General features: G+C 68.1%; 8 protein-coding genes and 1 pseudogene. 8 read left to right on the forward strand and 1 reads right to left on the reverse strand.

Annotation, left to right across the window (positions count from 1 at the left end; translation table 11 throughout):
* Window position 1 precedes the first annotated feature (1 nt).
* The 8 genes and pseudogenes from ttcA to CLU85_RS20395 all read left to right on the forward strand — a co-directional run bounded on the left by ttcA (window position 2) and on the right by CLU85_RS20395 (window position 11,216).
* On the forward strand, window positions 2-985 hold the full coding sequence (ttcA, locus tag CLU85_RS20360) for a tRNA 2-thiocytidine(32) synthetase TtcA (RefSeq protein ID WP_198509225.1): 984 nt from the start codon (window positions 2-4) through the stop codon (window positions 983-985).
* A gap of 55 nt (window positions 986-1,040) precedes the next feature.
* The gene (locus CLU85_RS20365; RefSeq protein WP_100411874.1) at window positions 1,041-1,643 is read left to right on the forward strand and encodes a DUF4136 domain-containing protein; all 603 of its coding nucleotides are present in this window, start codon (window positions 1,041-1,043) and stop codon (window positions 1,641-1,643) included.
* A gap of 30 nt (window positions 1,644-1,673) precedes the next feature.
* Window positions 1,674-2,315: a histidine phosphatase family protein gene (locus CLU85_RS20370; RefSeq protein ID WP_100411875.1), complete on the forward strand. Its 642-nt coding sequence runs from the start codon at window positions 1,674-1,676 to the stop codon at window positions 2,313-2,315.
* Window positions 2,299-3,468 (forward strand): DSD1 family PLP-dependent enzyme, encoded by a 1,170-nt coding sequence (locus CLU85_RS20375; RefSeq protein ID WP_100411876.1) that lies wholly within the window; start codon window positions 2,299-2,301, stop codon window positions 3,466-3,468. The genes CLU85_RS20370 and CLU85_RS20375 overlap by 17 nt, the downstream gene beginning before the upstream one ends.
* Before the next feature lie 214 nt (window positions 3,469-3,682).
* Window positions 3,683-4,315: a DUF2760 domain-containing protein gene (locus tag CLU85_RS20380; protein WP_100412669.1), complete on the forward strand. Its 633-nt coding sequence runs from the start codon at window positions 3,683-3,685 to the stop codon at window positions 4,313-4,315.
* Between the two features lie 3 nt (window positions 4,316-4,318).
* The gene (locus CLU85_RS20385; protein WP_100411877.1) at window positions 4,319-6,292 is read left to right on the forward strand and encodes an Hsp70 family protein; all 1,974 of its coding nucleotides are present in this window, start codon (window positions 4,319-4,321) and stop codon (window positions 6,290-6,292) included.
* 35 nt (window positions 6,293-6,327) lie between these two features.
* Complete coding sequence (locus tag CLU85_RS20390) at window positions 6,328-9,285, forward strand: Hsp70 family protein (RefSeq protein WP_100411878.1); 2,958 nt, start codon at window positions 6,328-6,330, stop codon at window positions 9,283-9,285.
* A gap of 86 nt (window positions 9,286-9,371) precedes the next feature.
* Window positions 9,372-11,216 (forward strand): annotated as a pseudogene (locus CLU85_RS20395) (lysoplasmalogenase family protein).
* Window positions 11,217-11,321: 105 nt separating this feature from the next.
* On the opposite strand, the gene CLU85_RS20400 reads toward CLU85_RS20395, so the two are convergent.
* The gene (locus CLU85_RS20400) at window positions 11,322-12,059 is read right to left on the reverse strand and encodes an ABC transporter ATP-binding protein (protein ID WP_100412670.1); all 738 of its coding nucleotides are present in this window, start codon (window positions 12,057-12,059) and stop codon (window positions 11,322-11,324) included.
* Between the last annotated feature and the right edge of the window lie 15 nt (window positions 12,060-12,074).

Raw genomic sequence — 12,074 nt, forward strand, 5'->3', positions numbered from 1 at the left:
CATGAGCGCAGTATTGAACGAAGCCCCCATCGCAAATCCCTCCTCCGACCCTTCCTCCGGCTGGGCCGATGAGCCCGCAGAAGCGGTAGCCAGCGGCGCGGCCCGCATGAAGATCGAGCGCGAAACCCACAAGCTCGAAAAGCGCCTGTGCCGCGAGGTGGGCAAGGCCATTGTCGACTTCAACATGATTGAAGAAGGCGACAAGGTGATGGTGTGCATGTCCGGCGGCAAGGACAGCTACGCCCTGCTCGACATCCTGCTCAAGCTCAAGGCCCGCGCCCCCATCCACTTCGACCTGGTGGCGGTGAACCTCGACCAGAAGCAGCCGGGCTTTCCCGAGCACATCCTGCCCGAGTACCTGGCCACCACCGGTGTTCCGTTTCACATCGAGAACGAAGACACCTACAGCATCGTCAAGAAGCTGATCCCCGAAGGCAAGACGACCTGCAGCCTGTGCAGCCGCCTGCGCCGGGGCATTCTGTACCGCGTGGCCGACGAGCTGGGCTGCACCAAGATTGCGCTGGGCCACCACCGCGACGACATCCTGCAGACCTTGCTGCTCAACATGTTCTTTGGCGGCAAGATGAAGAGCATGCCGCCCAAGCTGGTCAGCGACGATGGCAAACATGTGGTGATCCGTCCGCTGGCCTACGTGGCCGAGAAAGACACCACCCGCTGGGCCGCGCACCGCAACTTCCCCATCATCCCGTGCAACCTGTGTGGCAGCCAGGAGAACCTGCAGCGCAAACAGGTGGGCGAGATGCTGCGCGATTGGGAAAAGCGCTTCCCGGGCCGCGTGGAGAACATGTTCAACGCGCTGCAGAACGTGGTGCCGTCGCACCTGCTCGACGGCAGCCTGCACGACTTCAAGAACGCCAAAGCCACCGGGATCGCCAGCGAAGATGGCGACAAGGCGTTTGACAAGGAAGACTTCGTGGCGCCCTCACCATCGCTGCCAGGCGTGCAGGTGGTGCAACTGTTGTGAACCCTTGGCGGTTGCGGCACTCTCACGGGAATCCTTTTTTCAGGAGTCTCTGACCATGACGCAACGCCGATGGATTCCTGCCCTGGTGCTGGGCCTCGCCGCCGCCACGCTGGCGGGCTGCAGCACCACGCGCCTGGTAGACGGCCAGGTGCAAAGCTTTTCCACCCTGGCGGCGGTGCCCGCACCGGCCACCTACCGCATCGAACGCCTGCCATCGCAGCAAACACCGGCGTTTGACGCCGTGGCCACGCTGGCCGAGCAGGCCCTCACCCGCGTGGGACTGCAACGCGACGATGCCGCACCCCGCTTGGTGGTGCAGCTTGGTGTGCAGGCCGAAGCCGTGCCGCGCCACGACCCTTTTCAATCGTATGGCCCGGGCCCTTGGGGATTTGGCGGCTGGTATGGCCGTGGCTGGGGCCTGCACGGCAGCTGGCGCTTTGGTGAGCCCACGCCCCTGCACCGGCGTGCGGTGAGCATTTTGATGCGCGACGCCACGACGCAGGCCGTGGTGTACGAGACCTCGGCCGTGCACGAGGACGTGTGGGTGAGCGATCCGGTCGTCTATGGTGTGCTGTTCGACGCCGCCCTCACCGGGTTTCCGCTGCCGCCCCAAGGCCCCCGGCAAGTGCGACTGCCCCTGGTCCCGCCCGCCCCCTGACGCCCTTTACTTCCTCTTTTTATCCACTGCATGCACGCCACCCGCATCGTTGCCATCCGCCACGGCGAAACCGCCTGGAACGTAGACACCCGCATTCAGGGCCATCTGGACATTCCGCTCAACGACACCGGCCTGTGGCAGGCCGAGCAGGTGGCGCAGGCCCTGGCGGGCGAGCCCATTGCCGCCATCTACACCAGCGACCTGCAACGCGCGCATGCCACGGCGCAGGCCGTGGCCCGCACCACGGGCGCGCCATTGATGACCGAGCTGGGGCTGCGCGAACGCAGCTTTGGGCACTTTCAGGGCCGCACGTTTGCCGAGATCGAGGCCGAGTTGCCCGAAGACGCGCTGCGCTGGCGCAAGCGTGACCCGCACTACACCCCCGAAGGCGGCGAGTCGCTGGTCACCCTGCGCGAACGCATCGAACGCACCGTGGCCACGCTGGCACAGCAGCATGTGGGCGAGCTGGTGGTGATGGTGGCGCATGGCGGCGTGCTCGATGTGCTGTACCGGCTGGCCACACGCCAGGACATCCAGGCGCCGCGCACCTGGCAGCTTTCCAACGCGGCCATCAACCGCCTGCTGTGGACGCCGGATGGCCTGACCCTGGTCGGTTGGGCCGACACCCAGCACCTTGACAACAACGCAGCGCGCGATGAAACCCATTCCTGAAGCACTGCAGTCCACCGTGGGCCAGCGCGTGGACCGGATCGACACCCCCGCCCTGGTGGTGGACCTGGACGCCATGGACCGCAACATCCAGCGCATGGCCGACTTTGCCCGCAAGCACCAGGTGCGCTGGCGCCCCCACGCCAAGATGCACAAAAGCGCCGAACTGGCCCTGCTGCTGCAGCGCGCCGGTGCACAGGGCGTGTGTGTGCAAAAGTTGGCGGAGGCCGAAGCGCTGGCGGCGGGTGGCGTGAACGACATCACCATCACCAACCAGGTCATTGCCATGCCCAAGCTGCACCGCGTGGCACGGCTGGCCGCCCAGCTCGCGGCACGCGGCGGGCGCCTGGGGATGGCGGTGGACCACCCCGAAGGCATCGAGCGGCTGGCCGAGGCCATGGCACAACAGGGCAGCGATGCGGGCATCGATGTGCTGGTTGAGATCGACGTCGGCCAGGGCCGCTGCGGCGTGCCGCCCGGCGAGGCCGCCGTGCCCCTGGCGCTGGCCGTGGCGCGCAGCCCCCGCCTGCGGTTTGCGGGCCTGCAGGCCTACCATGGCCGCGCCCAGCACATGGCCAGCACTGTGGGCCGGCGCGAGACGATTGCCGCGGTGGTGCGCGCTGCCGACCACACGCGCCAGCTGATCGAAGCTGCCGGGTTGCCCGTCCCGCTCATCACGGGCTCGGGCACGGGCACCCTGGTGCACGAGGCCGCGAGCGGCGTGTTTGGCGAGCTGCAAGCAGGTTCGTTTTTGTTTATGGACGCTGACTACGCACGCAATGAGCGCGAGCCCGCTCAGCCGGCTTTTGAACACGCGCTGTTTGTCAAAACCCAGGTGGTGTCGGTGCGCGACACCCACGCGGTATGCGACGCGGGCCACAAAAGCCACGCCATCGACTCCGGCCTGCCCACCGTGGCCTTGCTCCCGCCCGAGCGCGGGCTGCGCTACGCCAACGGGGGCGACGAGCATGGCCTGCTCTATGCCGACGGCCCCAAGGCCCGCCTGCCCGCGCTGGGTCGCATGCTGTGGCTCATTCCCGGCCACTGCGACCCCACAGTGAACCTGCACGACTTTCTGATCGGCGTGCGCGGCGGGCTGGCGATGGGCGTGGTCGAGCGCATCATCCGGGTGGACGCCCGCGGCGCGCTGACCTGACTGCATCAAACGCTCGGCGCCCCCCTTGGGGCCAACCACCCCACAGGATGCACGGTGCTGGGCACGCCCCTTAAAATTGCGCATTTGCGCAGCACCTGCCCCGCGACCGAGCCGCCCTGGCTGTTGCGGTTGATGCGCCCCATTCTTCGACTTGCCTGGTTCGACCACCGCGCTGGTGAATCGCCCTGCCGGCAAGCACCCATTCTGGTACCCCATGAGCCCCACCCCTCCCTCATTCTTGTCCCGCGTCGCCATTGCGATCGGCAGTTTCTTTGCCATCCTGGGCAATGCCCGCCTGGCCGGCGACGTGGCCCGCGTGCGCAACGGCGAAGCCTTCGCCGCCGACGTGGCGCCCACAGAAGTCCGCGTCGAAGTCCCGGTCGAGAAAATCGTCGAGGTGCGCGTGGAAGTGCCGGTGGAAGTGCCGGTGGAAAAGATCGTGGAAAAGACGGTTGAAAAACAGGTGGCGACCGACACCGCCGCCCTGCAACTGCTGGGCCTGATGCAGCGCGAAGCGCGTTTTGTGGATTTCATCCAGGAAGACGTCGCCCCCTACACCGACGCCGAGATTGGCGCCGCCGCCCGCGTGGTGCACACCGGCTGCCGCAAGGTGCTGCGCGAGCATTTCACCATTGCCCCCGTGCGCGCCGAAGCCGAAGGCAGCCGCATCAAGCTGGCGGCTGGTTTTGACGCCGCCGCCGTGCGCCTGACCGGCAATGTGGTCGGCCAGGCCCCGTTCACCGGCACCCTGGGCCACCGGGGCTGGCAAGTGACCGAAGTGAAGCTGCCCCAGTTGACCGACGCCCAGGCCGCCAGGGTGCTGGCCCAAGCCGAGGTGGAGCTGTAAGTCATGAGCGTTTTTTCATCGATTGCCAGCGCGGGCACGCCCGTCGCTTCCGTGCCGGCCACTACCAATACCATAGCTACTAGCGCAATAACAGCAAGCACTGTAGGCCAAAATGGCTTGAAATCCAGTGCGCGTTTCAGCATTGGCATCGACTTGGGCACCACCCACTGCGCGCTGTCTTTTGTCGACAAAGGCGCCAGCGATGGCGAGTCCGTGGTGCAGGGCGTGCTGGACATTCCCCAGCTCACCGCGCCCGCCAGCGTGGAAGGCAAGCCCCTGCTGCCGTCGTTTTTGTACCTGCCCCACGAGAGCGAGCTGACTGAAGCCGAGCGCACCTTGCCCGGCGCACCGGCGGCGCACGCCATCACCGGCGAATTCGCCCGCAACCGTGGCGCAGCCACGCCCATCCGCCTGGTCAGCAGCGCCAAAAGCTGGCTGTGCCACCCTGGCGTGGATCGCCGCGCGGGCATCCTGCCGCCCGATGCGCCCGAAGAAGTCCAGCGCATCTCGCCGCTGACCGCGTCGACGCGTTATCTGGAACACCTGCGCTGGGCCTGGGAGCAAGCCCACCCCGAGGCACCGTTTGCCCAGCAGGACATCACCGTCACCATCCCCGCCTCGTTCGACCCCGCCGCGCGCGAGCTGACGGCCGAGGCCTGCAAGGCCGCAGGTTTCCAGAACCTGACCCTGCTGGAAGAACCCCAGGCCGCGCTGTACAGCTGGATCCAGGCCAGCGGCGGCCAGTGGCGCAAGCAGGTGCACCACGGCGACGTGATCCTGGTGGTGGACGTGGGCGGTGGCACCACCGACCTGTCGCTCATCGCCGTGCTGGAGCGCGAGGGCAACCTGGAATTGCAACGCATTGCCGTGGGCGAACACATCCTGCTGGGCGGCGACAACATGGACCTGGCGCTGGCCTACGGCGTGGCCCGCAAGCTGGCGCAAGAAGGCAAGCAGCTGGACGCCTGGCAAACCCGCGCCCTGTCGCACGGTTGCCGCGCCGCCAAAGAGCAATTGCTGGCCGATGAAACCCTGCAGTCCGTGCCCGTGGTGGTGCCCAGCCGGGGCAGCAAGCTCATCGGCGGCTCCATCCGCACCGAAGTCACGCGCCAAGAGGTGCTGGCCATGCTGGTCGAAGGCTTCTTCCCCCGGGTTGCGGTCAGCGACAAACCCCAGACCCGCGCCCGCGCGGCGCTCACGCAACTGGGCCTGCCCTACGCGCAAGACGCCGCCGTCACGCGCCACCTGGCCGCCTTCCTGAGTCGCCAGGTCCACGCCCTGCAAGCCATCGAGGGTTTGAATGGGGCGCCGGTGGACGGCGCCACCTTCTTGCACCCCACGGCCATTTTGTTCAACGGCGGCGTGCTCAAAGCGCCGCAGATCGAGCAGCGCATTCTCGAAGTGATCAACGGCTGGCTGGACAGCGAGGCCTGCGCGCCCGCCCGCCTGCTCGACGGCGCCAACCTGGACCTCGCCGTGGCCCGTGGCGCGGCCTACTACGGCCACATCACCACCACCGGCCGTGGCGTGCGCATCCGCGGCGGCACGGCCCAGTCGTACTACGTGGGCGTGGAGTCCAACATGCCCGCGATCCCCGGCATGGAGCCGCCCCTGTCTGCGCTGTGCCTGGCACCGTTTGGCATGGAAGAAGGCACGGAAGTGGCGCTGGATGCGCAAGAGTTCGGCCTGGTCGTGGGCGAGCCCGTGCGCCTGCGTTTCTTCGGCTCGTCCGTGCGCCGTACCGACGCCGTGGGCACCCTGCTGGACTTCTGGGGCCCGGAAGAACTGGTGGAGCTGCAGGAGATTGAGTTGAACCTGCCGGCGTCGGGGCGTACCGCGGGCGAGGTGGTGCCTGTCACGCTGGAAGCCCGGGTGACGGACATCGGCACGCTGGAGCTGAACGCCGTGCCGGTGGGCGGTGCGGAGCGCTGGAAGGTGGAGTTTGACGTGCGGGCGGAGACGGCAGACGCGGCATAGCCGCCCAGCCCACCGCTCACGCTCTGTCCCACTCCATGGCTGCCGCGCCCCCATCGTCTGCCTTTGTCGTCGGTATCGACCTGGGCACCAGCCACACCGTGGCCGCCAGCGTGCCCCTGGGCGGGGCGGCGGCCGACATTGCGCTGCTGCCCATCCCCCAGCGCAGCACTGCCGGTGAGGTCACCGCACAGCCGCTGCTGCCCTCCATGCGCTACCAGGCCGCCCCCGGCGAACTGGGCGATGCCTGGCAGCAGCCCTGGCCCGCGCAGGGCGCGACGGCAGAGGCGCCCGCCGTCGTGGGCCGCTGGGCGCGCGATCTGGGCGCTGCGGTGCCCGCGCGGCTGGTGGCCAGCGCCAAGAGCTGGTTGTCCCACACCGGGGTGGACCGCACGGCCGACATCCTGCCCTGGGGCGCGCCCGAGGGCGAAGGAGGCGTGGCCAAAATCTCGCCGCTGAAGGCCTCGGCCTCGTACCTGGCGCATGTCGCGGCCGCCTGGAACGCCGCGCACCCCGACGCACCGCTGCAGCAGCAAACCGTGGTGCTCACCGTGCCCGCCTCGTTCGATGAGGGTGCGCGCGCACTGACGCTGGAGGCCGCGCAGCTTGCAGGCCTGCCCCCGGTGCACCTGCTGGAAGAGCCCAAGGCCGCGTTCCACGACTGGCTGGTGCTACAGGGCGACCGCCTGGCCGCACAGCTGGCGCACAGCCGCCTGGTGCTGGTGGTGGACGTGGGCGGCGGCACCACCGATCTCACGCTGATCCGCGTCGAGCCCAGCGAGCCCGGCGCGCAGGGTGGTGGGTTGCCCACGCTCACCCGCACCGCCGTGGGCGAGCACCTGATGCTGGGCGGCGACAACATGGACCTGGCGCTGGCGCACCGGATGGAGCCGCACTTCGCCCCCGATGGCCAGCGCCTGCCCGCCGCGCGCTTTGCCCAGCTGGTGCAGCGCTGCCGACAGGCCAAGGAACAACTGCTCGCGCACGACGCACCCGAGAGCGTGGCCGTGACCCTGCTGGGCGGCGGCAGCCGCGTGCTGGCGCAGGCGCAAACCGCCACACTCACGCGCGAACAAGTACAGCAATGGGTGGTGGACGGCTTCTTCCCGCCCGCGCAGGCGCACGACGCGCCCGCCAAACGCCAGGGCGCGCTGCGGGGCCTGGGCCTGCCCTACCCGGCCGATGCGGCCATCACGCGGCATCTGGCGCAGTTTTTGGCGCAGCACGCTCCCGATGGGCTGCCCGACACCTTGCTGCTCAACGGTGGCGTGTTCCATGCGCACGCCATCGTGCAGCGCCTTACCGACCAGCTCACGGCATGGCGCGGCAGCCCGCTGCGCGTGCTGCACAACCCCCACCCCGACTGGGCCGTGGCGCGTGGCGCGGCCGCGTACGGGCTGGGGCGCTTCCAGCCCGCGCCAACCGCCGCCGAGCAGTTCTCCGAAAAATCAGCATCCAATCAACCTCCAGCGCAATCACAGCAAGCGCTGGCAGCTATCAAATCCAAAGCAGACAGCGCCAGTCCGCGCTGGCCCCACATTGGCGGCGGCTCGGCGCGCAGCTACTGGCTGGTGCTGCCCGGCCCACCCGGCGCGCCGCCGCAGGGTGTGTGCCTGCTGCCCAAGGGCACGGGCGAAGGCGTGCGCATTGTGCTGAGCGGCCGCCGGTTTGCGCTGCGGCTGGGCCAGGCCGTGCGTTTTGCGTTGCTGGCCCACAGCAACCCACGCGCCAGTGCCCAGGCCGGCCAGATCGGCCCGCTGGTGGGCGACGGCTGGGTCGAGTTGCCGCCCCTGTCCACTGTGCTGCCCGCGCCCGAAGGCCCGGCCAAGGCGCAGGTCGAGGTGCAGCTGCAGGCCCGCATGACCGAAGTGGGCACGCTCGAAGTGCGCTGCGTGGCCGCGCACGACCCCGCGCAATCGTGGCTGCTGCCGTTTGCCGTGCGCGGTGCCATCGCAGCGCCGCAGACAGCTCCTGAATCCATAGCTACCAGCGCTGATGCAGAGAGCGCTGGAGGCCAAAAACACCTAAATCACCCGGGCACCGCGGTCTCCACCGCCGTGGCCCAGATCGACCGCATCTTCGGCACGCAGGCCCAGGAGATCGGCCCGCGCGAAGTGCGCCAGCTGCGCCAAACGCTGGAAAGAACCCTGGGCCCGCGCGAGGCTTGGGACATCGCTGTGCTGCGCGCGCTGTTCGACGCACTGCTGCTGCGCGCCAAGCGCCGCCGCCGCACGCCCGAGCACGAGCGCGCGTGGCTCAACCTGGCCGGTTGGTGCCTGCGCCCTGGCGTGGGCGCCGAGTTGGACGGCTGGCGCATCGCGCAAATCTGGGCCCTGTACGCGCCCGGCCTGGCGCACCGCCAGGAGGCCGCCAACTGGACCGAATGGTGGGTGTTCTGGCGCCGCGTGGCTGCGGGGCTGAACGAGGACCAGCAAATGCAGGTGCTGGAGGCCGTGGCCGGGCACATGCAAAAGGCGGTGCAGCAAACCACTCGCAAACGCGAGGACGGCAGCGGCGGCAAATCTACCCACGGCAGCTACGAAGACATGCTGCGCCTGTTTGCCGCCATGGAGGCCGTGCCCTGGCCATACCGCCAGGAGATGGGCCAGTGGATGCTGCAGCGCCTGCGCCGCCCCGCCGAAACCACCCAAACCTGGTGGGCCATCGGCCGCCTGGCCGCGCGCCATTCCCTTGCAGCCAATGCCCACCGCATCATGCCCCCGGATGCGGCGCAGGAGTTCATCGACGCCACGCTCGCACAAGACTGGCGCAAGAACGAAACCGCCATGTTCGCCGCCGTGCAAATGGCCCGCATGACCGGCGACCGCGCCCTCGACCTGCCCAACTCTGTGCGCAACCAGGTGCTGGACAAAATGCGCGCCAGCGGCGCCCCCACGCGGTGGACCACGATGGTGGAGCAGGTGGTACCGATGGCCGCCGAAGACCAGCAACGCAGCCTTGGCGACAGCCTGCCGCCGGGATTGGTGCTGCTGTAGGCGGGGCAAGGTCCCTCCTCCGGGTTCATGCCAAGGGCGCACCGACCAGATTGGGGCAAGAATCGGCGGACACTTTCATCGCCGCCATGAGCCCCAGCCAGATCATCGTCCTCGCGACACCCGTCTTTTTCCTGCTGATCGCCATCGAGTTGCTGGTCGCGTACTAACGCCAGCGCAGCGCGTACCGGCTGGCCGATGCCATCAGCAGCATCAGCCTGGGGATGCTGAGCCAGACCAGCGCCGTGTTCACCCGGCTGCTGCGTGTAGGCATCTACACCGCACTGTTCGAGCATGTGGCGCTGTGGCGCAACGATGCGTTCTGGACCAGCCTGCCCGGCTGGCTGCTGGCGCTGGTGTTCTATGACTTTTGCTACTACTGGCTGCACCGCATGGGCCACGAGTCGGCGGTGCTGTGGGCCGCGCACGCGGTGCACCACCAGAGCCAGGACTACAACCTGAGCACCGCGCTGCGCCAGACCAGCTCGGGCGCGCTGCTGGGCTGGGTTTTTTATGTGCCCATGGCGCTGGCGGGCGTGCCGCCGCTGGTGTTTGCGGTGGTGGCGCTGATCGACTTGCTCTACCAGTTCTGGGTGCACACCGAGCAGGTGGGGCGCCTGGGCTGGTTTGACCGCTGGTTTTGCAGCCCCAGCAACCACCGCGTGCACCACGCGGTGAACGACAGCTATCTGGACAAGAACTACGGCGGCATCCTGATCGTGTGGGACCGGCTGTTTGGCACCTTCAAGGACGAAGACGACCAGGAGAAATGTGTGTACGGCACACGCGGCCTGCTCAACAGCTGGGACCCGCTGTGGGCCAACGCCCAGGTCTACGCGGGGCTGGCGCACGACAGCTGGCATGCACGCAACTGGCTCGACAAGGTCCGGGTGTGGATCAAGCCCCCCGGCTGGCGGCCAGCCGATGTGGCCGAGCGCTTTCCCAAGCCCGCTTTCAGCATGGCGCAGATGCAGCTTTACCACCCGCCGCTGTCGCGTGCCGTGCAGCGGTTTGCGTTGGTGCAGTTCGGCGTGTTGCTGGCGGGCGTGGCGGCCTTTTTGTGGCAGGCAGATGCGGCACCGCTGGCCGACAACGCGATCTGGTTTGCGGTGCTGCTGGTGTGCCAGTGGGCGTTGGGCGCCGTGTTGCAGGGGCGCATCGGCATGCTGATGGCGCTGATGCTGCAAAGCGGCGCGCTGGCCACCGCCACGAGTGCGCTGGGGTTTATGCAATGGTACTGGCTGTTCAAGCCACTGACGATGGTGATTGCTATGATTTTGGTAGCTATTAGCACTTATTCATCAAGCGCTAGAGGCCTATTTGACTCAAAACGCTGGGCGTTGCTGGCCGCAGCCCTGGCCGGATCGCTGGCCGGGGATGTGTTTCTCATGTTCCCCGGCTTCTTCATTCCCGGTCTGGTGAGTTTTCTGGTGGCGCATCTGTTTTATGTGGCGCTGTTCAAAAGCGGACAGCGGTGGTTTCCGCACCGGGGTGCACTGACCGCCACGCTGGGGGTTGGCGCGGCGATGTACGCCTTTTTGTGGGTGGGCGGGCTGCCGCCTGCGCTGCGTGCGCCTGTGGCCGCCTATGTGCTGGTGATCGCGCTGATGGCGGCCCAGGCCATCGGCCGGGCGACGGTGCTGCGCGATGCACCGTCGCTGCTGGTCGCCATCGGCGCCGGGTTCTTCATGCTCAGCGACTCGCTGCTGGCCACCAACCGATTCGTGCAACCGCTGCCTGGGTCACAGGTGTGGGTGCTGGGCACCTACTACGCGGCCCAGGCGCTGATCGTCAGCGGGTGGCTGGCCCACACCGCCCCAGCGCCCGCCACCGCTGCGCAGCGAACGGGCGCAACGGGGGATGAGGGCCGCACCCACGTGAAGCGGGACATGGCCGCAAGCGCCGCCCCCGAGACGGCGACACAATCTTCCTGAGAATCTCTGGGCGGCGGGCGATGGTTTTATAGCCAAAATGGCCGCTGGCGCTTTTAGAACATGCGCTGACAGCTATTTAATCAATAGCAATTCGCCTGCCTGTGCTCACACGGCAGGCGCTGGCTCCACGCCCACGGTGATGGCCTCATCGCGCGCGATCCGGCCATCCACCAGCTCCACCAGGCGGTCGCAGCGCGCGGCCAGGCGCGGGTCGTGCGTGACCACCACAAAGCTGGTACCCCGCTCGGCGTGGATGCGGCGCAGCAGGGCAAACACGTCGGCCGACGAGGCGGTGTCCAGGTTGCCCGTGGGTTCATCGGCCAGCACCAGCGGCGGGTTCATGACCAGCGCACGCGCAATGGCCACGCGCTGCTGCATGCCGCCCGACAGCTCCCCCGGCCGCTTGTCCATGGCCTGGGCCAGGCCCACGGCGTCCAGCAGGCTGCGCGCGTGATCGCGGTGGGCGGCGCTGACGCGGCCTTCGGCCATCAAGGCGGGCAGCGTCACGTTCTCCAGCGCAGAGAACGCGGGCAGCAGGTGGTGGAACTGAAAAACAAACCCGAGCGTGCTGCGTCGGCGCAGGGTCAGGGCTGCATCGTCCAGGCCCTGCACTGCTTCGCCGTCCAGTAGATAGCTGCCGGACGTCATCCGTTCGAGCAAGCCCAGGATGTTGAGCAGCGTGCTCTTGCCCGAGCCCGAAGGCCCCATCAGCGCGATGAACTCGCCCCGGTGGACCTTCAGGTCGATGCCATGCAGCACCTCGGCCTCACTGGGGCGGCCCAGGTTGTAGCTCTTGCGCACGGCGTCGAGCGCGATGAGTTCGGGGGCAGCAGCGACGTTCACAGCGTTCACGCGGCC

The sequence above is a fragment of the Acidovorax sp. 69 genome, from assembly GCF_002797445.1.
Classification (GTDB): domain Bacteria; phylum Pseudomonadota; class Gammaproteobacteria; order Burkholderiales; family Burkholderiaceae_C; genus Acidovorax.

Bases quoted from the DNA above. Each gene is read 5' to 3' on its own strand.
- CLU85_RS20385 (WP_100411877.1), top strand. From the start codon at position 4,319: ATGAGCGTTTTTTCATCGATTGCCAGCGCGGGCACGCCCGTCGCTTCC.
- CLU85_RS20380 (WP_100412669.1), top strand. From the start codon at position 3,683: ATGAGCCCCACCCCTCCCTCATTCTTGTCCCGCGTCGCCATTGCGATC.
- CLU85_RS20375 (WP_100411876.1), top strand. From the start codon at position 2,299: ATGAAACCCATTCCTGAAGCACTGCAGTCCACCGTGGGCCAGCGCGTG.
- CLU85_RS20365 (WP_100411874.1), top strand. From the start codon at position 1,041: ATGACGCAACGCCGATGGATTCCTGCCCTGGTGCTGGGCCTCGCCGCC.
- CLU85_RS20370 (WP_100411875.1), top strand. From the start codon at position 1,674: ATGCACGCCACCCGCATCGTTGCCATCCGCCACGGCGAAACCGCCTGG.
- ttcA (WP_198509225.1), top strand. From the start codon at position 2: ATGAGCGCAGTATTGAACGAAGCCCCCATCGCAAATCCCTCCTCCGAC.
- CLU85_RS20390 (WP_100411878.1), top strand. From the start codon at position 6,328: ATGGCTGCCGCGCCCCCATCGTCTGCCTTTGTCGTCGGTATCGACCTG.